The organism is Stappia sp. (assembly GCF_040110915.1).
Classification (GTDB): domain Bacteria; phylum Pseudomonadota; class Alphaproteobacteria; order Rhizobiales; family Stappiaceae; genus Stappia.
Map to the genome: position 1 here is coordinate 4,387,398 of NZ_CP157793.1, position 21,674 is coordinate 4,409,071.

The 21,674-nt window shown below is 66.7% G+C and carries 21 protein-coding genes and 1 tRNA gene; 14 read left to right on the top strand and 8 right to left on the bottom strand.

Annotated elements, in window-relative coordinates; translation table 11 throughout:
* Positions 1-20 precede the first annotated feature (20 nt).
* The 8 genes from ABL312_RS19630 (at position 21) to ABL312_RS19665 (ending at position 8,073) form a co-directional block, all read left to right on the top strand.
* Positions 21-1,565, top strand: a complete 1,545-nt coding sequence (locus ABL312_RS19630; protein WP_349359082.1) for an N-6 DNA methylase — start codon at positions 21-23, stop codon at positions 1,563-1,565.
* Complete coding sequence (locus ABL312_RS19635; RefSeq protein WP_349359083.1) at positions 1,562-2,929, top strand: restriction endonuclease subunit S; 1,368 nt, start codon at positions 1,562-1,564, stop codon at positions 2,927-2,929. The genes ABL312_RS19630 and ABL312_RS19635 overlap by 4 nt, the downstream gene beginning before the upstream one ends.
* Before the next feature lie 17 nt (positions 2,930-2,946).
* On the top strand, positions 2,947-3,957 hold the full coding sequence (locus tag ABL312_RS19640) for a hypothetical protein (protein WP_349359084.1): 1,011 nt from the start codon (positions 2,947-2,949) through the stop codon (positions 3,955-3,957).
* 12 nt (positions 3,958-3,969) lie between these two features.
* Positions 3,970-4,905 carry a restriction endonuclease gene (locus tag ABL312_RS19645; RefSeq protein ID WP_349359085.1) on the top strand — a complete coding sequence of 312 codons (936 nt, stop codon included), beginning with the start codon at positions 3,970-3,972 and terminating at the stop codon, positions 4,903-4,905.
* Between the two features lie 485 nt (positions 4,906-5,390).
* Entirely contained in the window at positions 5,391-6,242 is an 852-nt protein-coding gene (locus tag ABL312_RS19650; protein ID WP_349359086.1) for a nuclease, read from the top strand.
* A gap of 157 nt (positions 6,243-6,399) precedes the next feature.
* On the top strand, positions 6,400-6,795 hold the full coding sequence (locus ABL312_RS19655) for a hypothetical protein (protein WP_349359087.1): 396 nt from the start codon (positions 6,400-6,402) through the stop codon (positions 6,793-6,795).
* A 48-nt stretch (positions 6,796-6,843) separates the two neighbouring features.
* Positions 6,844-7,308, top strand: a complete 465-nt coding sequence (rnhA, locus tag ABL312_RS19660; RefSeq protein WP_349359088.1) for a ribonuclease HI — start codon at positions 6,844-6,846, stop codon at positions 7,306-7,308.
* Between the two features lie 186 nt (positions 7,309-7,494).
* Positions 7,495-8,073: a recombinase family protein gene (locus ABL312_RS19665; RefSeq protein WP_349359089.1), complete on the top strand. Its 579-nt coding sequence runs from the start codon at positions 7,495-7,497 to the stop codon at positions 8,071-8,073.
* Positions 8,074-8,245: 172 nt separating this feature from the next.
* On the opposite strand, the gene ABL312_RS19670 is transcribed toward ABL312_RS19665, so the two are convergent.
* A complete protein-coding gene (locus ABL312_RS19670) occupies positions 8,246-9,661 on the bottom strand; it encodes a tyrosine-type recombinase/integrase (protein ID WP_349359090.1) in 1,416 nt (471 codons plus the stop codon).
* Positions 9,662-10,319: 658 nt separating this feature from the next.
* Here ABL312_RS19670 and ABL312_RS19675 point away from each other — a divergent pair.
* Positions 10,320-10,883 carry a carboxymuconolactone decarboxylase family protein gene (locus ABL312_RS19675; RefSeq protein WP_349359091.1) on the top strand — a complete coding sequence of 188 codons (564 nt, stop codon included), beginning with the start codon at positions 10,320-10,322 and terminating at the stop codon, positions 10,881-10,883.
* Between the two features lie 110 nt (positions 10,884-10,993).
* Positions 10,994-11,554 (top strand): TetR/AcrR family transcriptional regulator, encoded by a 561-nt coding sequence (locus ABL312_RS19680; protein WP_349359092.1) that lies wholly within the window; start codon positions 10,994-10,996, stop codon positions 11,552-11,554.
* Between the two features lie 338 nt (positions 11,555-11,892).
* Here ABL312_RS19680 and ABL312_RS19685 read toward each other — a convergent pair.
* Positions 11,893-11,979 (bottom strand) — tRNA-Leu (locus ABL312_RS19685).
* 169 nt (positions 11,980-12,148) lie between these two features.
* Between ABL312_RS19685 and ABL312_RS19690 the strand changes: the two genes are divergently transcribed.
* On the top strand, positions 12,149-13,165 hold the full coding sequence (locus ABL312_RS19690) for a complex I NDUFA9 subunit family protein (protein WP_349359093.1): 1,017 nt from the start codon (positions 12,149-12,151) through the stop codon (positions 13,163-13,165).
* Between the two features lie 66 nt (positions 13,166-13,231).
* On the opposite strand, the gene ABL312_RS19695 is transcribed toward ABL312_RS19690, so the two are convergent.
* Positions 13,232-13,528: a DUF1127 domain-containing protein gene (locus ABL312_RS19695; RefSeq protein ID WP_349359094.1), complete on the bottom strand. Its 297-nt coding sequence runs from the start codon at positions 13,526-13,528 to the stop codon at positions 13,232-13,234.
* 145 nt (positions 13,529-13,673) lie between these two features.
* Between ABL312_RS19695 and ABL312_RS19700 the strand changes: the two genes are divergently transcribed.
* Positions 13,674-14,735 carry a WYL domain-containing protein gene (locus tag ABL312_RS19700; protein WP_349359095.1) on the top strand — a complete coding sequence of 354 codons (1,062 nt, stop codon included), beginning with the start codon at positions 13,674-13,676 and terminating at the stop codon, positions 14,733-14,735.
* Here ABL312_RS19700 and ABL312_RS19705 read toward each other — a convergent pair.
* A complete protein-coding gene (locus ABL312_RS19705) occupies positions 14,720-15,526 on the bottom strand; it encodes an undecaprenyl-diphosphate phosphatase (protein ID WP_349359096.1) in 807 nt (268 codons plus the stop codon). The genes ABL312_RS19700 and ABL312_RS19705 overlap by 16 nt on opposite strands.
* Before the next feature lie 177 nt (positions 15,527-15,703).
* Between ABL312_RS19705 and ABL312_RS19710 the strand changes: the two genes are divergently transcribed.
* A complete protein-coding gene (locus tag ABL312_RS19710) occupies positions 15,704-16,396 on the top strand; it encodes a glutathione S-transferase family protein (RefSeq protein ID WP_349359097.1) in 693 nt (230 codons plus the stop codon).
* Between the two features lie 47 nt (positions 16,397-16,443).
* Positions 16,444-17,577 carry a tRNA epoxyqueuosine(34) reductase QueG gene (queG, locus tag ABL312_RS19715; RefSeq protein WP_349359098.1) on the top strand — a complete coding sequence of 378 codons (1,134 nt, stop codon included), beginning with the start codon at positions 16,444-16,446 and terminating at the stop codon, positions 17,575-17,577.
* Here queG and ABL312_RS19720 read toward each other — a convergent pair.
* The 4 genes from ABL312_RS19720 to ABL312_RS19735 all read right to left on the bottom strand — a co-directional run bounded on the left by ABL312_RS19720 (position 17,565) and on the right by ABL312_RS19735 (position 21,646).
* On the bottom strand, positions 17,565-18,764 hold the full coding sequence (locus tag ABL312_RS19720; protein ID WP_349359099.1) for an acyl-CoA dehydrogenase family protein: 1,200 nt from the start codon (positions 18,762-18,764) through the stop codon (positions 17,565-17,567). The two genes, queG and ABL312_RS19720, sit on opposite strands and share 13 nt — an antisense overlap.
* 13 nt (positions 18,765-18,777) lie before the next feature.
* Positions 18,778-19,542 (bottom strand): glucose 1-dehydrogenase, encoded by a 765-nt coding sequence (locus tag ABL312_RS19725; protein WP_349359100.1) that lies wholly within the window; start codon positions 19,540-19,542, stop codon positions 18,778-18,780.
* Between the two features lie 220 nt (positions 19,543-19,762).
* Entirely contained in the window at positions 19,763-20,260 is a 498-nt protein-coding gene (locus ABL312_RS19730) for an RNA pyrophosphohydrolase (protein WP_349359101.1), read from the bottom strand.
* A 204-nt stretch (positions 20,261-20,464) separates the two neighbouring features.
* Positions 20,465-21,646: a divergent polysaccharide deacetylase family protein gene (locus ABL312_RS19735; protein ID WP_349359102.1), complete on the bottom strand. Its 1,182-nt coding sequence runs from the start codon at positions 21,644-21,646 to the stop codon at positions 20,465-20,467.
* Positions 21,647-21,674 lie beyond the last annotated feature (28 nt).

A 21,674-nucleotide genomic window follows, 5' to 3' on the forward strand; every position in this document is an offset into this window, starting at 1 on the left:
CCAGGAAAAGCGCACAGCCCATGAATGCCAACGCCATCGTCCAGAAGCTCTGGCGCCTTTGCGCGGTCCTGCGCAAGGACGGCATCACCTATCAGCAATATGTCACCGAGCTGACCTATCTGCTGTTCCTGAAGATGATGGCCGAGCGCGAGCGCGAGACCGGCATCCTGCCGAAGGGCCTGCGCTGGGCGGATCTGGTGGCGGCCGATGGGCTGGCCAAGCTGGAGCTCTACCGCCACATGCTGGTGACGCTGGGCGCGACGAGCACGCGGCTCGGCACGGACGACGCCCTGCGCCTGCCGCCGGCGGACAATGCCCCCGACGAGGAGCGCCGGCGCTATGCCGATGCCCGCCCCCTGCCGCGCATGGTGCAGGCGATCTTCGACAATGCCGCGACCTTCATCCGCGAGCCGCAGAACCTGACCACGCTGGTGACCGCCATCGACGAGCTCGACTGGTTTTCCGAGGAGCGCGACCAGTTCGGCGATCTCTACGAGGGCCTGCTGCAGAAGAACGCGGAGGAAACCAAGCGCGGTGCTGGCCAGTACTTCACGCCGCGTCCGCTGATCGAGCTTCTGGTGCGGCTGATGAAGCCCGAGCCGGGCGAGGTGATCCAGGACCCCGCCGCCGGCACGGGCGGATTTCTGATCGCCGTCGACCGCTTCATGAAGGCGCGGACGGACGAGTATTTCGCGCTTCCCGACGCCGGCGCTTGGCAAAAGGCCAACGCCTTTCACGGGCTGGAAAACGTGCCGGGCACGCTGCGCCTGCTCCTGATGAACCTCCACCTGCACGGGATCGACAGCGAGCATGTCGACCTCGGCGACACGCTGGCGGACAAGGGCAAGGGGCTTGGCAAGGCCGACCTGATCCTGACCAATCCGCCCTTCGGCCCGGCGGGCGGGGCGCCGACCCGCGACGACCTGTCGGTGACGGCAACCGTCTCCTCCTATCAGTTGCCCTTCGTCGAGCACTGCATCCGGGCGCTGAAACCCGGCGGACGCGCGGCCATCGTCGTGCCGGACAACGTGCTCTTCGAGGACGGGCGCGGCAAGGCGCTCCGCCAGATGCTGATGAACTGGTGCGATCTCCACACCATCCTGCGCCTGCCCACCGGCATCTTCTATGCGCAAGGGGTGAAGACCAACGTCATCTTCCTGACCCGGGGCAAGACCGAGACCGGCAACACCGACGAGGTCTGGATCTACGACCTGCGCGCCCAGATGCCGAAGTTCGGCAAGACAAACCAGTTGACGGAAGCCCATTTCGCGGACTTCGAGGCGGCCTTCGGGGAAAGCCCGCTCGGCCATGAGCGGGGCGCGGACCAGGGCGAGGAGGGCCGCTGGCGCTGCTTCACGCGCGAGGAGATCGCGGCACGCGGCGACAATCTGGATATCTCCTGGCTGCGCGAGGCGGATGAGGAGGCGGAAGACGGGCTGACGGAGCCCGACGACATCGCGGCAGCCATCCTGGGGCATCTCCAGGCGGCGATGGTCGAGATCGAGGGCTTGAGCGCGGAGCTGGAGGAGACGGCGGAGACGGACGCGCCGGAGGCGGCGGAATGAGCGCAACCGCTCGCTGGGTCCTGCCGGCCACATGGTCTTGGGTTGCCATATCCGAGATTGCCGATGTGACAGGTGGCGGGACACCATCGGCAAAAGATCCAGAGAACTTCTCAGATGAAGAGGGTGTCCCGTGGATCACCCCAGCGGATCTGACAGGTTATGACGAGCCCTACATTTCCAGAGGGAAGCGAAATCTGACTGAGAAGGGATACTTGTCGTCTTCTGCCAAGCTTCTGCCAACTGGTGCCGTGCTGTTCACTTCGAGGGCGCCAATCGGATACTGCGCAATCGCTGCCAATCCGATCGCAACAAATCAAGGCTTTAAAAGCTTGGTTCTGAGGGATTCGATATCCTCCGAGTATACGAGGCACTACCTGACGTGGTCGAAACCATTTCTTGAAACACTCGCGAGCGGCACGACCTTTCTTGAGCTCTCAGGTTCAAAGCTTCAGCAAGCGCCTTTTCCCCTCCCGCCGCTAGCCGAGCAGAAGCGGATTGTCGCCAGGCTGGACGCCTTGAGCGCCCGCTCCGCCCGCGCCCGCAAGGAGCTCGAGCGCATCGACGCCCTCGTCACCCGCTACAAGCAGGCGGTGCTCGCCAAGGCGTTCTCCGGGGAGTTGACGAAGGGTTGGCGCCATGCACGTGGACTGCCATTTGGAGACTCATCGCCTCTTGTTGAGCTGTGTGATTCAATTGCTGACGGTGATCATCAAGCACCACCAAAGGCCACAGCAGGGGTGCCTTTCATCACAATTTCAGCAATGAATACAGGTGAAGTTGACCTCTCAAAGGCCACTCGGTTCGTTCCAAAAGAATACTATATGGCGCTCCATCAGAACCGAAGAGCTAGACCGGGCGACGTGCTGTATTCTGTGGCTGGGTCTTATGGCATACCCGCGTTGGTGAACTTTGATCTACCTTTTGTTTTTCAGAGGCACATCGCAATTCTACGTCCAAAAGGGGGGCGGCTATGTTCAAGTTATCTTGCAGCGATGCTCGCTTCTCCTCAGTTGAAAGTTAGTGCGGACGAAATCGCTACTGGTACTGCGCAGAAGACAGTTCCACTCAAGGGACTTCGCCAGTTCCGAATTCCAGCTGCACGACTTGAAGAACAAAAAGAAATCGTCCGCCGCATCGAGAGCGCCTTTGAAAAAATCGACCGGTTGGCGGGGGAGGCGAAACGGGCGCTGGCGCTGACCGACAGGCTGGACGCGGCGATCCTCGCCAGGGCCTTTCGCGGCGAGCTTGTCCCGCAGGACCCGACCGACGAACCGGCAAGCGTCCTGCTGGAGCGCATCAAGGCGGCCCGCGCCGCCGCACCCAAGCCGAAACGCGGGCGGAGGGCAACGGCGCAGACCGGGTGAGGCAGAGAGGATCATGAATGGCAGGGGAAAACCGTTTGCCGGGGGTCGCGTTCGACGGGGCCCCGCCGGTCATCTGGCTGACATCGGCCTGGGGCTTCGACCCGCAGTATTGGGGCTATCTCGGCTTCACGAAGGAGAGTGACCGCGCGTGGTTCCTGAAGGAGGCTGGAGAGAATCCGCTCGTTGCGATCTATGTATCCGACAACGCGAAGGCGCCTGAACCCCTGCGCGGCAGGTTGGCGGGCATTTTGCGCCTTGGGTCGCAACTCGGCACGAACGGCGACTTCATGCCAAAGGATCTCTATCAACGCGTCTCGTCGGACCCGGACACGGGAAACCGGTGGACCCATGCCGTACAAGCCTTGCAGGCCTGGAAGGTTCTGCCGGGCCACGAGCCACCCATCACCGAGCTTGCCCCGCTGACGCTTGGCCCCTCGACAGGCAAGGGCAACAACCGGCAGACGATTGGCCGGCGTGGTCGGCGCATGGAACCCGACGAAGCCCGCAAGCTGCTCGACCTGCCCGTCGTCGAGGTTCCCGTTTATGGTGGCCGGCGCACGGAGGACACCGAGCCGGCGCCGCTTTCCGCCAAGCTCGCGACCAGCCGGGCGGTTGCCCGGTCAACCAGTCCCTACACGGTCGACGAGGACGACAGTCCGAAACACCTCTACATCCTGCGGCTCAACGGACATCTCCCCCATTTCCTCGGCCGCGCGGACGCAGAGCTTGCCGGTCTCATGGTCGCCAAGGTGGGCTACTCGAAGGCGCCAGACCTGCGCTGCCACGCCTTCAACCGCGCAATGCCGGCCTGCGCCTTTCGCTGGGAGGTGTGGAAGACAGAGCCCGGAGATCCGCCCCATGCCGACTGGAGCGTCGCCCAGGCCGGCGAAGAGGCGATGAAACAGCGTCTTGAGGAATTGCAGGCGGAGCCGCTGGGCGGAGAGTTCTATCTCGCAAGCGAAGCCTCCTTGCTCGCCGCATGGCGGGCCGGCCAGGCTGCCGCCAAGACCGCTGCCAAGGAAGGGTGAGGATGTGACCGGATGACCATCCCCGACTATCAGACGCTGATGCTCCCGATCCTCCGGCTCGCCGCCGAGGGCGATATGCGCGTGCCGGAGGCTGCTGAAAGGATCGCCGACCAATTCGGTCTCGACGAGGCGGAGCGGGAGGAGATGCTGCCGAGCGGTCGACAGCGCGTGCTGCACAACCGCATCCACTGGGCGAAGTTCTACATGACCCGCGCGGGGCTGATCGACACCCCGAGACGCGGCGTCTTCACGGCCAGCGACGAAGGCCGGGCGCTGCTTGCCAATCCGCCGGCAACGCTTGACACGCGCTTCCTACAGACCATTCCCGCCTTCGCCGAGTTCTACGCGACGAACTCCAGCAGCCGGCCCCGAGGCGACGGCGAGACGACCGACGCGGCGGCCGTGCCGACCCGGGAGACCAGCGCCACGCCGGAAGAGCAGATCGAGGCGGCCTTTCGCACGCTCAATGCGGCGCTGGAAGCCGATCTTCTCGAGCGCATCGCCCAGAACAGCCCGGCCTTCTTCGAGAAGCTGATCGCCGATCTGCTGGTGGCCATGGGCTATGGCGGCTCGCATCGCTCCGCCGCCCGGCAGCTCGGCCGCTCCGGCGATGGCGGCATCGACGGGGTGATCGACGAGGACCGGCTTGGTCTCGACCGCATCTATGTGCAGGCCAAGCGCTACGCGTCCGACAACACCATCGGGCGACCGGCGGTGCAAGGCTTTGTCGGCTCCCTCGTCGGCTTCGGCGCGACGAAGGGCGTCTTCGTGACGACCTCGGCCTTCACCGCTCAGGCGGTCGATTATGCTCGCAACCTGCCCCAACGCGTGATCCTGATCGACGGACGCCGGCTCGCGGCGCTGATGATCGAGCACGGCGTCGGCGTGCGCACGCAGCGCAGCCTCGCCCTGCAGCGGCTCGATGAGGACTTCTTCTCCGAGGACTGACCCCGGAATGTTTGCCGCAAAAATCCGAGCGGCCGATCTGATCACCGGCTCGCGCGGTTTCCCCCGGGTGGGGGTAGCGAGCAGCTGTAAGGGCCCGCCTCGGGCCTCATGGGCGCCGGATCATCCCTCGGCAGCCCGTCCGGCCTTGGCTGATCGCCTCGGTGGCAGAAGACCTCTTGTCGCCGCTGGTCAGACACCGGGGCCGTCGGCATCTGGGATGCCCAAGCAGGGCGCAAGATGCTGTGGCTCGCCGCCGACTTTGCCCCTCCATCTCGTAGTTGCATCATAGACACCCGAACGGTCTTCGCAGACCTGATAGGTTGCGAAGAAGACATAAGAGCGGCCTTGCTCCTGTGTCGTCCGCCAGCGGCTGCAGTCCGTAGCTCTGGCCCATCATCCCCAACCACATCCCCTGTCCCGTCCATCCCGTCCGTGGCCTCTTTCGCCGCGTTCGGGAGTCGTGCGGGCAACCGAGAAGGAACCACATGATCGAACCAACCGATAGCCCACCACCACCCGCCACGCCCGAGGCACTGGACGATGCCCATGATTTCGCGGAGGCGGTTCGCCTGCTCTCCGGGCTTGCCGCGACACCCGGACGCAAGGACCGGCCGGAGCGGCTGAGGCTCGACGCGATCACCCTGCTGCCCGTGGCGTTCAATGTGCGCTGCGAGGAGAGCCTCGCCGAACACCACCTCACGACCCTGTCGAAGCTGCTGAAGTCCACCGAGGACCTCGACCCGGTGACCCTCATGGTCGTCGGTAGCCACTTCATCCTGATCGACGGACATCACCGGCACGAGGCCTATCAGCGCTCCCCGGACCGGCAGGACATCCCCGTGCGCTACTTCGAGGGCTCGCCCGAGGAGGCCGTTCTCGAGGCCGCCCGGGCCAACACGCGGGCCGTCCTGCCGATGGACAACCGGCAGCGTCAGGACCTCGCATGGCGCCTCACGCTCTGCGGGCTCTACTCCAAGCGTCAGATCGCAGAGGCTTCGGGCGTCTCCGAGCGGCAGGTCGGGATCATGCGGAAAGTGATCCAGACCCTGGGTGAGCAGGCCCACGAGTTCACCCGATGGTGGCAGGCACGCCGAGCGGCCGATGGCAAGCGCAATGAGGATATGAGCGAGGAGGATCGCGAGATGTGGATCGAGGAGCAGGCCCAGGCCTATGCGGACCGGATGGCCAAGGAATTCAGCACCAAGTTGGCCCGAAACCCGGAGATCGCCGCACGGGCGCTTGAGCACTACTTCGGGCGCAAGCTCCCGGATCTGCTGAGGGAACTGCTCGACCGAACGGGCGAGGTGCTGGACGACGACGAAGAGGACGAGTTCTGAGGCCACATTCGCCGTCGGTCAGGCGTCCCTGACGCGGCCTGAGCAGGCAAACCTTAGGCCAGGCATTTTGCCTACCTCGCACCTCTGCCAGCGGCTCGGCTCCCTTCAGGACCGGGCCGTTTTCATTCCGCTTCCCACACAACATAGGAGACACCCAATGACCCTTATCCTGATCCATACCATCCGTCTCGCTGGCCGCATGGTCCGTTTCTTCAGCACCATGACCGAGTTCGGTGTTGGCGACGTGCTGGTCTCGACAACCGATCTTCGCGAGGCGGTCACGCGAGCCTCGCAGATGGTTCCACAGTTGGTGAAACTGCAAGAGCGCTACACCGGTGTCCGTGAACGCCTCATGCCGACAGTGAACGGTCCCGAGTCCGTGGCCCATGTTGGCGACATCGTCACCCTGGCCGGTCGCCTTCGTGCCTCCGGCTTCATCGACGACGAGCAGTTCATCCAGCTACAGCGGGCCTCGTTCGAAGCGGCAAGAAAGGCCTATGACCTAGAGCAGTCTCTCGACGAAGCCGAGGAAAGCGAGAGCGACCTCGCGTGAGGCTACAGCGGGTCGGGGATATCCCGGCCCGCCTTTCATCCGATGACGATGCACGACAACACGAACGAACCATGTCGCGTCCTGATCCACACGGACGGGGCCTGCTCGGGCAATCCCGGCCCCGGCGGCTATGGCGCGATCCTCACCAACGCCACCAAGACCCTCGAGATCTCGGGTGGCCACCCCGACACCACCAGCAACCGCATGGAACTGATGGCCGCGATCAAGGCGCTGGAGGCGCTCAAGAGGCCGACCTCCGTCCGGCTTGTGTCCGACAGCAGATATGTCGTTAGCGGCGTAACGCGGTGGCTTCCGGGCTGGAAGGCTCGCAACTGGAAGAACGTGAAGAACGTCGACCTCTGGCAACGCCTCGAGACCGCGATGGTCGGCCACGAGATCACATGGCAATGGGTGCGCGGCCACAGCGGGCACGATCTGAACGAACGGGCGGACCGGCTGGCCAAGGCCGGCCTGAAGCGCCAGACGGAGGAGCGGCAGACCCGGCGCCATTGATCCACCCTCCACACAGAATACGGCAAGGGCGTCCTCGCGATGCCCTTGCCCGGCGCCGAGCTTCCAACGTTCGGCAGGCGGTCATCATCGTATACATGCGTGACCGCTTCGGGGACGGCTTGACAGGCTGGTCATTTTCCGTTCACAAACTAAAGGTCACGAACATCTAGCTATTGGTGAACGATCATGGCGCTTGTCGGATATGCCCGCGTCTCCTCGGTCGGACAGTCGCTCGAGGTGCAGGAGGCCAAGCTCGTGTCGGCCGGCTGCGAGGAGATCTTCAAGGAGAAGCGCTCCGGCCTCGATGCCGAGCGGCCAAAGCTTGCCGAGTGCCTGCGCTATCTCCGCAAGGGAGACACGTTGGTGATCTCCCGGATCGACCGTCTGGCCCGCTCAGCCGAGCACCTCCTGTCCCTCGTCGGGGACCTTGAGGCGAAGGGCGTCACGCTCAAGGTGCTCGACCAGAGCATCGACACGAGCAATGCGGCGGGACGGGCCTTCCTCGGGATGCTCGCGGTGTTCGCCCAGTTCGAGACCGACATCCGGCGGGAACGCCAGATGGACGGCATCGCCAGGGCCAAGGAGAAGGGCGTGAAGTTCGGACGCAAGCCCGCCCTGAACCCCGATCAGCAGGCAGAGGCCAACCGGCTTCGGGCCGAGGGCTGGTCCCTCCAGCAGATCGCACGGCACCTCAAGGTCTCCAAAGGGCTCGTCCACAAGGTCACCAGCGCGGCCGGCGCCGGTGATCGGGCGCCCGCGTCCTGATCAATGTTGTTTGCTGTGGCGGCTCGAGGGGTCGTGCAAGGCCCCATCGCCGATAGGGGCGCCCGGGGAACCACGAGCGGGCCGCCCTGTGTAATCCCTAGGCTGTGCAATTTAGATAGCTGAGGCGTGCCGCCGACCGGGCCCAAGGCCGATTGCCAAACGGCTCGTCGGGTCATGCTGCTTCGTCCTTGCCTGACAGGCTATCGTCGCCCTGTGGGTCTTCCATCTCCAACGCTGGCAACTTCACCGCTTCCACGCAGCGCCGCGCCTGTTCGACAAGCGGTCCGGCGGAGTAGCGCCCGAGCGTCATGCCGCTTCGTTTGTGGCCGACAACGGCGGCGATGATGTGTTCGGGCTGGTCGGCCCGCTCCGCCGTGGTGATGAACCAGCGACGGAACGAATGGAAGTTGACCAGCGACCGACGCTTGCCCGGTATCACTTCATCGACGCCGACGGATCGGCGGTATTCGGTGAACTGGTTCGACGCCTTGAAGGACCGCTCCCGCATCGAGCCCGCCTTCTTCACGGGCGGCCACTCGGGGAACAGATCGTCGTCAGGGCTCTTGCCCTTGGTACGCCGCTCGATGATCGGCACAATGCTGGAGTGAATGGGTGTGATCCGCTCCTTCTTCTCCTTCTTCTGTGGCTTGAAGACGAAGACGCCACCCTCGCAGTCACGAACCTTCAGCGACACGATCACGTCGATACGGGCACCGGTGAGCGCGGCAATACGCATCAGGTCATGCATGTGCTGGGTGGTCTCGCCTGTGAGAAGCCGCCGCATCTCCTCATCGCTGAAAGGCCGCTCCTCCGCGTCGTGGGGCGTCTCGGGCTCGGGGAGCGTCAGACCGTGCCAGACGTTGGTGTCGACCTCCTCCCGCCGCTCCAGCCATTGCCAGTACCGCGACAACCGCCGCAGGTACTTGTTGAGCGTCACCGGCGACAGCCCCTTGGCCAAATCAGGCAAGGCATCCATGAACCGGACGGCGACCTTGCGGTTGATGGCTTGAAGGGACGGTTCAACGCCCTCCCGCTTGCACCACGCCTTGAGATACTTCATGGCCCGGACGTCATCCGCCCGTGTCCGGGGCTTCACCGTGAGGCTTTCCAGATAGGCCGCGTGGTGCAGATCAACGAGCGTGGACATGCCCAGCGCGATCTTGACGAACTCCCCCGCTTCCCTCTCACGCTCCGGGTTGTGTTCGTAGATCGGCTCGCCGGTGTCCGGGTCTTCTCCCCTGTAGTAGAGCGGACCCAGCATCCCGTCGCTTGAGAGCATGACCCCGTCGCGAATTGCCTCGCGTTCCTCCGCCGTCTTCGCCTTGCGCAACATTTCCGCCATCTCAAGGGCGTCCTGAATGTGCTTTGCCTTAAGCGTCCCGCCGCGTGCCCGTTCGATCTCCGCCTTCAGTTCCGCGATTACAGACCACTTGAGGCGGTTGGCGGCTGCAAGGCTATCGGTGTTGAGCGAGCGTTTCAGACGGGTTGGCATCCGGTCATGCAGGTCTCTCGGGACCGCTACGGTGACCCGCCATTGGCCCCCGTGCTTCTCAAGAAAACGGCGATCCGTGGCTGAAGATCGTGGCATTTGGCTCCTCTGCGTACCCACTTGCGTACCCCGATCGCATACCCATAAACCACTGTAAGATCAAGAGAATGATGATTTCATTGATGGTTTTTCGATGCGAGGTGACTATCCCCTTGGCTCCACCAGTTTCCTCTCAAATTTCTTCGGACTGATGCGCCCCGGCGTGCGGCGCGATGCATGCGCGCGGCGCGGGTGATGTCGGGTTTGTCGGCGCGCTGCGTACGTGGGCGCGCGCCCGGCCTCTGTCGGCGCGTGCCGCGCCCATGACCCTCCGTGCCTTGCGTGCGGGTCGCGCCAGAGCGCGCGGCCGCTCTCCTGCCGCGCCCGCAGTGGCTCTTCGCGTCGGTGCGGGGCGGGGCCGGCCGCAGGTGAAGTGCCTGCCTTGGAAGTTTGCCCAAAAACCTGCCCGAAAAACCTGCCTGCAAGGCCTGCCTGAAAAATCTGTTTGAAGCTCGTGGGCGCCTGACGTCCCCGTTTTTCAGATCGGCGTCCTTTCCGCGCGTGCGTACCGGCTGCGTCAAGCCGGTGGAGCGCTTTTGTGTGCTTGCGTATTAAGTTACCAAAAGTATATTAGCGGCGCGACGGGGCATCGCCTCGGTGTCGCCGAGCTGCCTTTGCAGACCGTCCGCTTCCCTCTTCGCAATCAGGATCGCCTCCCATGTTGACCATGTCTCCCGTCACGCTCGACACCGCCGACGCCATCGCCACTCCGATCCTTCAGTCGATCAAGGATCGCTACGGCATGGTGCCCAACTTCTTCGGAGCGCTGGGGATCGACGGCGCGGCGATGCGCGGCTATCTGGCGTTCGAGGAGTCGCTGGAGGACGCCTGCCACCTGTCCACGCGCGAGCGCGAGTTCATTGCGCTGGCGGTGGCCAACGCGAACGGCTGCCACTATTGCGTCAGCGGTCACACCTTCTCCGCCAGGCGGGCGGGGATGAGCGCGGAAGACTGCGCCGCCGCGCAACGGGGCGAGGCCGAAGACGCGAGCGAGCAGGCGGTGCTGACCCTGGCGCTGCGCGCGATGGAGACGCGGGGCAATCTCGAGCCGCGCGATTTCGAGGCCGCCGGAGCGGCCGGCATTCCTCAGGAAAAGCTGATCCAGATCTGTGCGTGGGTGGCGCTCAACACCTTCAGCAACTGGATCAACAACATCGTCCAGCCTAAGATCGATTTCCCGAAGGTGCCGCTGCAGGGGCCCTGCGAGGCGGCGGGCAGGTGACGGAGCCGGCGCGCGACCCCCGCTCCTGACGCGATCCGCGCTCGCGCGCTGCGCACATGGTGGCGCGCGATCCGCGCATGATGCAAGGAGGCCAGCCTGTGCGACGCAGGATGAAACGGGAAGACCGCCGTGATGCCCTGCTCGACCTGGCCGCCGGGATCATTCAGGAGAAGGGCGCGGATGCGCTGACGCTCCAGACGCTCGCGGAAGCCGCGGGCGTCACGAAGCCGGTCACCTACAGCCAGTTCGGCACCCGGGCGGGGCTTCTGAATGCCTTGTACCAGCGCTACGATCAGCGGTTCTTCGCCGATTTCGAGGCCGGTCTGGCCGCCGGCCCCAAGGATCTGGAGGCCGCGGCCGCGCTGTTCGCCGAAAGTTTTCTCGCCTGCGTCGCCCGGCATGGCCGCGTGCATGAGGCCGCCATTGCCGCGCTGCGGGCCTATCCCGAACATCGCGACATCCCGGTGGCGATTCGCGCGGCCTTCGTCGAGGCGGCGTCGCGAAGCATCCTGCGGCTGGTGCCGGCGGTGCAAGCCCCCTCCGAGACCCGGATGATCGCCCTCCAGGGGGCGGCGGAAGAGCTTGGCCGGGCCGTGCTCGACGGGCAGATCGGTGAAGACGACGCGCGGGCGGAAATCCGGGCGGTCTTCATCGCGCTTGTCGCGCCCTGAGCGGCGATCCGTCGCGGCCCGCGCCTGACGGCCGGCGTTGGCGCGGCGGCGGTCGCAAAGCCCGTGTGCGGGGTCCGCATGGCGGTCCGGGGAGGTGATCCGCTGTCTTTTTGCGCGGGCGATTCGGCGGTGGTCCCGCCGCATGCGGCGAAACGCGCGCCCGGCGCCGTGGTGGCGGCCCGGTGGCTCAAGGTCTCATGCGATTGAAATCACGGGCGATTCAGGACGGTGGCGACAGGCCCTGATCCGAAGAGGTCCCGAAACGAAAAAAGGTCCGGACCAGGGTCCGGACCTTTTTCAACCGCATCGGGGGCTTGCGCCGACCGATCCGCGGGAATTGGTGCCCAGGAGAGGACTCGAACCTCCACGCCCTTTCGAGCACTAGCACCTGAAGCTAGCGCGTCTACCAATTCCGCCACCTGGGCTCGTGAGGAGCGCTTGTAAGAGGCTCGCCAGCGCTTGTCAACGACCCTTTTCACCCCAAATGCCGGTCATGCACAAGCGGCCTTGTGAGACGCGATCTCACCAGCTAAGAGACCGGGAACGCCCCGGGCGACACACCGGGTGCGCGGGTCCGGCAAGGGAGCGACTGGCATGACATCGGCCTCCGGTACATCGACTGCAGGCGAGGCGCCGAACAGGGTTTCGCAAGGCAAGCTCGTCACCGTTTTCGGCGGCTCCGGCTTTCTCGGCCGCCACGTGGTGCGCGCGCTGGCGCGGCGCGGATATCGGGTGCGCGTCGCCGTGCGTCGGCCCGATCTGGCGGATCACGTGAAGCCGCTGGGCGCCGTCGGTCAGATCATGCCGGTGCAGGCCAACCTGCGCCATCGCTGGTCGGTGGACCGTGCGGTGCAGGGCGCTGACGCGGTGGTGAACCTTGTCGGCATCCTCTACCAGAGCGGGGCGCAGAGTTTCGACGCCGTCCAGGCCTTCGGACCGCGCGCCGTCGCGGAGGCTGCGCGGGCCGCCGGCATCTCCCGCGTCGTGCATGTTTCGGCGATCGGCGCCGATCCGGACTCGCCCTCGGCCTATGCCCGCTCCAAGGCGCTCGGCGAGCAGGGCGTCTTTGAGACCGTGCCGGACGCCATTGTCCTGCGCCCCTCCATCGTGTTCGGGCCCGAGGACGATTTCTTCAACCGCTTTGCCTCGATGGCGCGCCTGTCTCCGGCCCTGCCGCTGGTCGGCGGCGGCGAGACGAAGTTCCAGCCCGTGTTCGTCGGCGATGTGGCGGAGGCCGTCGCCAGGGCTGTGGACGGCGACTGCACACCCGGCACGATCTACGAACTCGGCGGCCCGCAGGTGAAATCCTTCAAGGAATGCCTGGAGCTGATGCTCGAGGTGATCCGCCGCAAGCGGCTCCTGCTGCCGCTGCCCTTCGGTCTCGCGCGGGTTCAGGCGAGCGTTCTGCAACTGCTGCCCAAGCCGCTCCTGACCGTCGACCAGGTGGAATTGCTCAAGGTCGACAACGTCGTCTCCGAGGCGGCGGAAAAGGACGGGCGCACGCTTGCCGGGCTTGGCATCGAGCCGCATACGCTCGCCGCGATCCTGCCGACCTACCTTGGCCGCTTCCGCGAGCACGGCCAGTACGACGCCTACCGCACCGAAGGCTGAGGGGCGCGCGGGCGCCGGACGCGCCCGCTCCCCTCGATCGCCACGGATCCGCCGGCAGGGCGCCGGTCACCGCCACAGCCAGTAGGAGCTGCCGAGCGCGCGCATGAGCCTCACGTCGCGCTCGCACGTCGAGGGTCCGCTTTCGTAGCCCGTCTCCGTCCGGCGCAGGCCGATATCCTCCAGGCTTCGCGCATCGAGCCGGTCGAGGGCCTCACGGCTGCGGCGCGCGCTCTGCCACAGCTCGTACCTCTCCCGCAGACGATGGAGGCGCGGCACCCGGACCGCCGCCCGGAACGCGTGCCGCAGCCGTGCGAGACGATCCGCCGCGGTGTGCCGACGAAGGGGGCTGGGTATCAGGGTCATGTCTCTCTCCCGGTCTCGGCCGAAAATCGGCGTCGAAGAGAGTGTCGCGCCCCATACCTGACACCGGCGCGTCAGGTATGATCCGCTATTCGGTCCCGGCTTGCGCTTTTTGCGCGGGCGGAGCGGATGACACAGGGAGGGCGCGATGAATCCCATCGAGCGGGCGCTGGCCATCTTGCTGCTTCTGACCGGCGGCCAGCGCTCGGCGAGCGAGCTGGCCGGGCGCTTCGGCGTGTCGGTGCGCACGGTCTACCGGGACGTGGAGCGGCTGAACGCGCTGGGAATTCCGGTCGAGGCGGAGCGCGGGGCCGACGGCGGCTATCGGCTGGCGCGGGATTTCCTGCAGCCGCCCGTCGCCCTGACGCGGCGGGAAACCGCGTCGCTGCTCGTGGCGCTGGCTCTGGTGCGCGGTCTCAAGGCGACGCCGCTGCTGGAGGATCTCGACAGCGCCCAGGCCAAGCTGCTGGCCTCGCTGCCCGCCATGGCCCGCGAGCTCTTCGCGCAAGGGGAGCGCATCGTCGCCATCGAGCGACCGCCGGCCGACATCTTTCACCTGGAACCCGAGACGACCGGCCCGGGCGACATGCAGGCCGCCGTCGATGCCTTCATGACCGGATTGCTCGCAAGCCGCCGGGTCCGGCTGTCCCACGAGAACCCCTATCGCGGGCGCATCGTCGACTACGATCTCGAGCCCTACGGCATCCTGTTCGACCGGGACCGCTGGTATCTCTTCGGCTTCGAGGTGGATCTCGCCGCGCCACGCTTTCTGCGGGCCGACCGCGTTCACGCCATCGAGGTCAGCGGCCTGCAGTTTCGACCAAGGCCCGGCATGTCGGTGCAAAGCCAGATCGGCCGGCAATGGCTGTCGCGGGCCATGCGCCGCTGGGAGGGCGAGGGGGCGGTCAGCGAGATCCGGGTGACGGGCGCGCAGGCCGCGCTTCTGGCGCGCGACTGGTATTATCGCCACGCGGCGGTCACGATGGATACGGACGAAACGGGACGCTGCCCGGTGCCGGGCGCCGCGATCGTGCGTGTGCCCAACACCGATCCGACGGTGATCCTGCCGCTGGTGCGCTGGCTGGGACCGGGCGCGGACCTCCTCGCGCCGCCGGCCTTGCGCGACCGGCATCGGCGCGAGATCGCCGAGATGGCCCGTCATCTGACGCGCGACGGGAACGACGGGTCGACGGATCAGCCGACGAAATAGAGCCCGGCGAAGCCGGCCAGCCCGACCCCGATGCGCCACCACGCGAAGGGAGCGAAGCCGTGCCGGCTGACGAATTCGAGCAGGCCGCGCACCACGAAGACGGCCATCACGAAGGACGCGACGAAGCCGATGCCGATCACGGCCGCGTCGTCCATGGAGAGCACGTTGCGGTTCTTGTAGAGGTCGTAGGCGAAGGCGCCGGCCATGGTCGGCATGGCCAGGAAGAAGGTGAATTCCGCGGCCGAGCGCTTGTCGGTGCCCATCAAGAGCGCGCCGGCGATGGTCGCGCCGGAGCGCGAGACGCCGGGGACCATGGCGAGCGTCTGGCACGCGCCGATGGCGAGGCACAGCCACAGGGGATAGTCCATGGCGTCGTGATAGCGCGGGGTGAGCGGCAGCTTGTCGATGACGAGCAGGATCACGCCGCCGACGACCAGCGTGGTGCAGATCAGCGCCGGCGATTCGAACAGCACTTCCTTGATGAAGCCATGCGCCAGCACGCCGATCACGGCCGCCGGCAGGAACGCCAGCAGGATGCCGAAGACGAAGCGCCGGGCGGACGCCTGATGCGGCAGCGCGGTCGCGATGGTCAGCAGGCGCTGGGCGTAGACGGTCAGGATCGCAAGGATCGCGCCGAGCTGGATCAGCACCTCGAAGGTCTTGCCCGTGCTCTCGAATCCCATGAAATGCCCGAGCAGCAGCAGGTGGCCGGTCGAGGAGACGGGAATGAACTCGGTCAGTCCCTCGACGATGCCGAGGATCAGGGCTCCGACGAGGGTTTCCGTTTCCATCTGCCTGCGGTCTCCGGTCTCGCCCCGGCACGGGGCATCTGCGTGGGGCCATCTGCGCGGGCCCATGTGAACTGGCGCATTGTGCGACTTCCGCTGCCGGCGTATAGGGGGCCGACGACGGGCTGCGGGGGCGGCGCCGTGTGTGTTTGATTAACCCTGAGCGGTTACGATCCTGTTATGCTTGAGCTGTATCGACACCCCTTCTCCCCGGCCTCGCGTTTCGTGCAGCTTGTGCTGGCCGAATATGGCGCCAAGGTGGACCTCGTCACCGAACGTCCCTGGGAGCGGCGGCGCGATTTCCTGATGCTCAATCCGGCGGGCACGGTGCCGGTGCTGCGCGAGAACGACGGCCCGCCGATTTGCGGCGCGGTCGCGATCATGGAATATCTGGACGAGACGCGCGGTTATGCGGTCGGCGACCGCCGGCTGATGCCGGACCACCCGGACGCGCGCGCCGAGACCCGGCGTCTGGTCGACTGGGCGGTCAACAAGCTGGACATGGAAGTGGTCGGGCCCTTCGTGCGCGAGCGCATCTACAAGCAGGAGATGCCGGCCTCGATCGGCGGCGGCTCTCCCGATTCGGCCGTTCTGCGCGCCGCGCGCGCCAACATCGGTCACCATTTGCGCTATTTCGGCTATCTGGCCGCCTCGCGCAACTGGCTGGCCGGGGAGCGGCTGACATTCGCGGATTTCGCCGTCGCGGCGGAATTGTCCTGCGCCGACTATCTGGGTGAGGTGCCATGGGCGGAGGAGGAAAACGTGAAGGCCTGGTACGCGCGCATCAAGTCGCGGCCGAGCTTCCGTCCGCTGCTCGCCGAAAAGATGCTCGGCATGCCGCCGGCAGCGACCTACGCGGATCTGGACTTCTAGAAGCGGAACGGCTCACCCCGGATCAGGGGGCGCGTCTCACGCGCGCGTTGCGCGACAAGGCGGCGGCGCTCGGCTTCGACGATTGCCGGATCGCCGACGCGCACGCCATCCCGCACGCCGGCGAACGGCTGCGGCGATTCCTCGACGACGGCCATCACGCGACCATGGCCTGGATGGCGGACACGGCGGCGCGACGCGCGTCCCCCACGGCGCTGTGGCCGCAGGCGCGCCGCGTCGTGACGCTCGCCATGTCCTACACCAGCGAGACCGATCCGCTGGCGACACTCGCCGACGCGGAAGCGGCGACGATTTCCGTTTATGCCCGCAACCGCGACTATCACGATGTCATGAAGGGCCGGCTGAAGGAGCTCGCCCAGCATCTGCTGGCGCGGGCACGCGGCATGGGCGTCGACGGCGCGGTGAAGGTCTTCGTCGACACGGCGCCTGTGATGGAAAAGCCGCTCGCCGAAGCCGCCGGGCTCGGCTGGCAGGGCAAGCACACCAATCTCGTGTCGCGCCGCCTCGGCTCCTGGTTCTTTCTGGCCGAGATCTTCACCGATCTGCCCCTGCCGGTCGACGCGCCCGAGACGGACCATTGCGGCTCCTGCCGCGCCTGCCTCGATGCCTGTCCGACGAACGCCTTTCCCGCCCCCTACCGGCTCGATGCCGGGCGCTGCATTTCCTATCTCACCATCGAGCACAAGGGGCCGATCCCGCGGGAGTTCCGCGCGGCGATGGGCAATCGCATCTACGGCTGCGACGATTGCCTCGCCGCCTGTCCCTGGAACAAGTTCGCCGTGACCGCGCGCGAGGCGAAACTCCGGGCCCGCGCCGATCTGGAAGCGCCCCGGCTGGCCGACTTCCTCGGTTTCGACGACGCGGCCTTTCGCGCGCATTTCGCCGGCTCGCCGATCAAGCGGATCGGACGCGACCGCTTCCTGCGCAATGTCCTGATCGCGGCCGGAAATTCGGGCGCGGCGGATCTGGCAACCCCTGTCGAGGCGCTGCTCGCCGACGCCAGCGCGCTGGTGCGCGGGACCGCCGTCTGGGCACTTGCACGGCTCCTGACGCCGGCCGCGTTCCGGCATCTGGCCGACCGTCATGCCCCGGGCGAGGCTGACGACGCGGTGCGCGCGGAGTGGGACGCCGCGCAGGCCCCGGGAGCCGCTCAGCGCCAGTAGTCGCTGCCGCTCTTCTGATAGAGGCGGGCAAGCACCATCTTGTGCACCTCGGACGCGCCGTCGACGAGACGGGCGGCGCGGGCATAGCGGTAGATCCACTCGAGAATCGTATCGGTGGAATACCCGCGCGCGCCGTTGAGCTGGATCGCGGTGTCGGCCGCCTGATGCAGCGTGTCGGCGACATGGATCTTCGCCGAGGACACTTCCGCGCGCGCCTTGTCGCCCCGGTCGAGCTGCCAGGCGGCATTGAATACGAGGAGCCGGCCGATCTGGATGTTGTGGGCGAGATCGCCGAGCGCGAGCTGCACCGATTCGCGGTCGGCGAGCCGCATGCCGAAGCCTTCGCGCTCCTCGACATAGGCCTGGGCGATTTCCATGCAGCGCTGGGCAAGCCCCAGCCAGCGCATGCAGTGGGTGAGGCGGGCCGGCCCGAGCCGGATCTGCGTGAGCCGCAACCCGTCGCCGACCTCCATCAGCCGGTTGCGGTCGGCGATCTCCAGGCCATCGAATTCCAGTTCGCAGACCCCGCCGTGCTCGTCCGGCCCCATGTTGCCGATGCGCCGGACGATGCGCCAGCCGGGCTGGTCGGCGTGAAACAGGAAGCCGGTGAGATGCCGGCGCTTTTCGTCCGGGTTCGGGTCGGTGCGGGCGACCAGGATGAAGTGCTTGGCGACCGCCGCGCCCGAGATGTACCACTTGCGCCCGGTGATCCGCCATGTGTCCCCCCGGCGCTCGGCGCGGGTCCGGATCATGCCCGGGTCGGAGCCGCCGCCGGGGTGCGGTTCGGTCATGGCGAAGGAGGAATTGACCTCGCCGTCGACGATCGGCTGCAGCCATTCCGCCTTTTGCGCCTCGGTGCCCACGGTCTCCAGCACGCGCATGTTGCCGTCGTCCGGCGCGGCGCAATTGAAGCAGGCCGGTCCGAAGATCGAGCGGTTGGCCTCGGTGTAGACCACGCTCTGCCCCACCATCGACAGGCCGAGGCCGCCGCGCGCCTCCGGCATCTGCGGCGCCCACAGACCGGCTTCGCGCACCTGCGCGCGGATCTGGTCGCGCAGCTCCATCCTGAGGTTCTCGAAGGCGTTGTAGCTCGCCGGATCGTCTTCCAGCGGCTGGATGGTCTCACGCACGAAGGCGCGCACCCGGTCGCGCAACTCCGCGTGCCGGGGATCGATCGAAAAGTCCATGGCAACGGTCCTCTCAGGAAAGCAGATGGCCGCCGTCGACCGGAATGGCCGCGCCGGTCATGAAACGCGAGGCGTCGCTGGCGAGCAGCAGGAACGGACCGTCCAGGTCCTCGACCCGCCCGATCCGCCGCATCGGGATCTGCCTGATCATCGCCTTGCCGGCCTCGGTATCGAAGAAACCGGCGTTGATCTCGGTCTCGAAATAGCCGGGCTCCAGCGCGTTGACGCGGATCCGGTGGCGGGCGAATTCCAGCGCCAGGGCCTTGGTCATCTGCACGACGCCGGCCTTGGAGACGCAATAGGAGGCGGTGCCCGTGCTCACCCGCTCGCCCAGCATCGAGGCGATGTTGACGATGTTGCCGGGCGTGCCCGTTTCGCGCCAGTGACGCGCCGCCGCGACCGCCATCAGCCACACGCCGCGCAGGTTGACCGACATGACGTCGTCGAAATCCTCCGCCGTCTGGTCGATCGCCAGACCGCGCCGCACGATGCCGGCATTGTTGACCAGCACGTCGAGACCGCCGAGCGCCGAAACGGTTTCGGCCACGCAGGCATGGATTGCCGCGCCATGCGTCACGTCGAGCTCGATGGCATGGGCCTGCGCCGCGCCGAGCCCCTTCAGCGTCTCGACGAGGTCGTTGAGTCGGTCGGTGCGCCGCGCCGCGACCGCCACGGCGGCCCCGCAGCGCGCGACCGTGCGCGCGAAATGCGCGCCGAGACCCCCGGAGGCGCCTGTGATCAGCACCCGCCGGCCCTTGAGATCCGCTCCCAGGTCCATGGTTCCCTCCCGTGTGTTGGTGCAATCGCGCCGCACACCTCCCCCGGCGGCGCGCCCGCCAGGACGGCGGATATCTGTCACGGGGAGACTAGACCAAGGACCGGACGTCCGGAACAGGGGCGGGGGCAAAACGTCCAGAAACGTGAATATAGGCCCGGCCAGGGCGAGACCGCCCGGGCGGCGGTCCCTTTCGCGAAGAGGATGCGCGCCCCGCCGGACCTCATATGGTGAGGGAGGAAAACGCCTTGAGCACGTCCTCATAGGCCGGGCGCTTGAACGGGATCACCAGGTCCGGCAGCTCGCGCGCCTCCGCCCACCGCCAGTCGCAGAATTCGGGCGTGTGCCCGTCGGGCGGTTGCAGGACGTCGATCTCGCTCTCCGGCCCGTCGAAGCGGAAGGCGAACCACTTCTGCGTCTGACCGCGAAAGCGCTTCGTGCGTTTGTTGGCGGCCACGTCGGGCGGATAGTCGTAGTTGATCCAGCCGGGCGCTTCGGCGATCAGGCTCACCGAGCGGATCGAGGTTTCCTCGTAGAGCTCGCGGCGCGCGGCGGCGAGCGGCGTCTCGCCCTCGTCGATCCCGCCCTGCGGCATCTGCCAGCAGTAGGTCGGATCGGTTCCCGTCTTCGGATGCCGCTTGCCGATCCAGATCCGGCTGTGGTCGTTGAGAAGCACAATGCCCACGCAGGGGCGATACGGGCGGGAGGAAAGGTCGGTCATGTCGTCGATGGCCCCGGGTTGGCGACGTCGCAAGTTTGCAAAGGTGGCGCGCTCCCGACCGGATCGGGAATCGGGGCGAGTGTCGCAAACGCGACCGGGTTCGAAAATCGGCAAAAAGCTTGAATTGAGAATCCGTCGCCATTTCTTGCGGCGCCGTCGGGGGGGGCGGTTGATCGCGCCACGGCGCGCCGGCCGGCTTCCAGCCTAGCCGCGGGTGCGGTCGATGGAGGCGCTGACGGGGATCAGCTGAAGCCCGCGTTCCTCCAGATCTTCCGCCCATTTCGCCAGATGCTCGACCGTCACCGGCAGGGCGCTGGCCACGCCGACGGCGATGCCCTGCGCGCGGGCGGTGCCTTCGAGCTGCAGCAGCCGGGCGGTGATGTCCTTCGGCCGCGGCACGTCGTCGATCACCAGATCGGCATGCGACAGCGGCGTGCGCAGGCCGGTGGCGACCGCGCTGGCGCGGCTGCGCGAGGAGGACCCGTCGTCGACGAACATCAGGCCGCGCCGGGTCACGGCGTCCATCAGGCGCTCCAGTGCCGGTTCGCTCGCGGTGTAGCGCGCGCCCATGTAGTTCATCACGCCGACGTAATTGGTGATCCGGCTCAACAGCCAGGACAGACGCTCGTCCAGCTCGCGCGCGTCATGGCTCACGAGCAGCGTGTGCGGCCCCGGATCGTTGTCGGGATAGTCGAAGGGCTCCATCGGCAATTGCAGCAGCAACTCGTGGCCGTCGCGGCGGGCCTGCTGCATCCAGCGGTCGAGGCTCCCGCCATAGGGCGCGAAGGCCAGGGTGATATCGGCGGGAAGCTTGGCGATCGCCTGCTGCGTGCCGGTCTGTGACAGGCCGAGGCCGCCGACCACGATGGCGATGCGCGGGATGGAATCGAAGGTCTGCCCGGTGGGGCGGGCGTAGATGTCGAGCGGCCGCAGCCCGTTTTCGGAGACCTTGGGCAGCGTGCCGTGTGGGCCGGCCTGGGAGACGCGCGCATCGGGACGGATGGACAGGGTGTCGCGCGCCATGCGGGGCGTCTGCGCCGGATGTGGGCCCGCGCCGTCGCCCTCGTCGAGCGGCTTCGGCTCGAACCTTGGACCGAGGGTCTGCTGTGTGGGGCGCGATTGCCCGTCGGCGACCGGCGCTCCCTCGCCGAGCGACGGGCGGATTTCCACCACGCCGAAGTCGCGGGTCGACAGGCCGTCGATGGAGCGTTCCAGCGGCACGCTGGCCGTCGGTTCGCCGCCGAGCGGATCGTCGACGACACCGACCCACACGAGGCCGGTGGTGACCAGAACGGTCAGGACGCCGGCGCCGATCAGGCCGAGAGGGAGATTGAGGTATTTGCGTTTGCCGAGCCCCAGCGGAGCCGACAGGTCCTTGCCCGCCATTTGCTTTCATCCGCAATCTTCGACGGGC

What these genes read in the sequence shown, in the direction of transcription:
- ABL312_RS19735 (WP_349359102.1), bottom strand. Translation starts at nt 21,646, where the DNA reads ATGGCGGGCAAGGACCTGTCGGCTCCGCTGGGGCTCGGCAAACGCAAA.
- ABL312_RS19700 (WP_349359095.1), top strand. Translation starts at nt 13,674, where the DNA reads ATGAATCCCATCGAGCGGGCGCTGGCCATCTTGCTGCTTCTGACCGGC.
- ABL312_RS19730 (WP_349359101.1), bottom strand. Translation starts at nt 20,260, where the DNA reads ATGACCGACCTTTCCTCCCGCCCGTATCGCCCCTGCGTGGGCATTGTG.
- rnhA (WP_349359088.1), top strand. Translation starts at nt 6,844, where the DNA reads ATGCACGACAACACGAACGAACCATGTCGCGTCCTGATCCACACGGAC.
- ABL312_RS19705 (WP_349359096.1), bottom strand. Translation starts at nt 15,526, where the DNA reads ATGGAAACGGAAACCCTCGTCGGAGCCCTGATCCTCGGCATCGTCGAG.
- ABL312_RS19645 (WP_349359085.1), top strand. Translation starts at nt 3,970, where the DNA reads ATGACCATCCCCGACTATCAGACGCTGATGCTCCCGATCCTCCGGCTC.
- ABL312_RS19695 (WP_349359094.1), bottom strand. Translation starts at nt 13,528, where the DNA reads ATGACCCTGATACCCAGCCCCCTTCGTCGGCACACCGCGGCGGATCGT.
- ABL312_RS19630 (WP_349359082.1), top strand. Translation starts at nt 21, where the DNA reads ATGAATGCCAACGCCATCGTCCAGAAGCTCTGGCGCCTTTGCGCGGTC.
- ABL312_RS19710 (WP_349359097.1), top strand. Translation starts at nt 15,704, where the DNA reads ATGCTTGAGCTGTATCGACACCCCTTCTCCCCGGCCTCGCGTTTCGTG.
- ABL312_RS19655 (WP_349359087.1), top strand. Translation starts at nt 6,400, where the DNA reads ATGACCCTTATCCTGATCCATACCATCCGTCTCGCTGGCCGCATGGTC.
- ABL312_RS19720 (WP_349359099.1), bottom strand. Translation starts at nt 18,764, where the DNA reads ATGGACTTTTCGATCGATCCCCGGCACGCGGAGTTGCGCGACCGGGTG.
- ABL312_RS19665 (WP_349359089.1), top strand. Translation starts at nt 7,495, where the DNA reads ATGGCGCTTGTCGGATATGCCCGCGTCTCCTCGGTCGGACAGTCGCTC.
- ABL312_RS19675 (WP_349359091.1), top strand. Translation starts at nt 10,320, where the DNA reads ATGTTGACCATGTCTCCCGTCACGCTCGACACCGCCGACGCCATCGCC.
- ABL312_RS19725 (WP_349359100.1), bottom strand. Translation starts at nt 19,542, where the DNA reads ATGGACCTGGGAGCGGATCTCAAGGGCCGGCGGGTGCTGATCACAGGC.
- ABL312_RS19635 (WP_349359083.1), top strand. Translation starts at nt 1,562, where the DNA reads ATGAGCGCAACCGCTCGCTGGGTCCTGCCGGCCACATGGTCTTGGGTT.
- ABL312_RS19670 (WP_349359090.1), bottom strand. Translation starts at nt 9,661, where the DNA reads ATGCCACGATCTTCAGCCACGGATCGCCGTTTTCTTGAGAAGCACGGG.
- ABL312_RS19650 (WP_349359086.1), top strand. Translation starts at nt 5,391, where the DNA reads ATGATCGAACCAACCGATAGCCCACCACCACCCGCCACGCCCGAGGCA.
- ABL312_RS19680 (WP_349359092.1), top strand. Translation starts at nt 10,994, where the DNA reads ATGAAACGGGAAGACCGCCGTGATGCCCTGCTCGACCTGGCCGCCGGG.
- ABL312_RS19640 (WP_349359084.1), top strand. Translation starts at nt 2,947, where the DNA reads ATGGCAGGGGAAAACCGTTTGCCGGGGGTCGCGTTCGACGGGGCCCCG.
- ABL312_RS19690 (WP_349359093.1), top strand. Translation starts at nt 12,149, where the DNA reads ATGACATCGGCCTCCGGTACATCGACTGCAGGCGAGGCGCCGAACAGG.